Origin of the sequence: Veillonella sp. ZSJB6 (genome assembly GCF_051549505.1) — a bacterium.
Lineage (GTDB): Bacteria > Bacillota > Negativicutes > Veillonellales > Veillonellaceae > Veillonella.
This window is the reverse complement of the sequence record NZ_JBPUGE010000225.1, coordinates 1-229: the sequence shown is the minus strand read 5'-3', so window position 1 is coordinate 229 and position 229 is coordinate 1. Positions and strand designations below refer to the sequence as shown.

General features: G+C 61.6%; 1 protein-coding gene. It reads left to right on the top strand.

Features of this window, described 5'->3' with window-relative positions:
- Nucleotides 1–52 precede the first annotated feature (52 nt).
- The coding region (locus tag ACSV5T_RS10515; RefSeq protein WP_438321123.1) for a hypothetical protein at nt 53–229 on the top strand (177 nt) is incomplete at its 3' end.

Sequence of the window (229 nt, the reverse complement as noted above, 5' to 3'; positions counted from 1 at the left end):
GCAAACGCGAGCTCGCCGTCGAGTTGCTCACCCACTTTAAGGAAGATTTACGATGATCGCCCACGTCCACGTCGACGCCCCGGTCATCACGATCGACCGTCCGTTCGATTATGAGGTCCCGTCCCAGTTCGAGACATTGATCGAGCCGGGCATGCGCGTCTCGGTTCCGTTCGGCTCACGACGCCTGCTCGGGATCGTGACGGGTGTCTCGGAAGGGACGCGTGAAGGC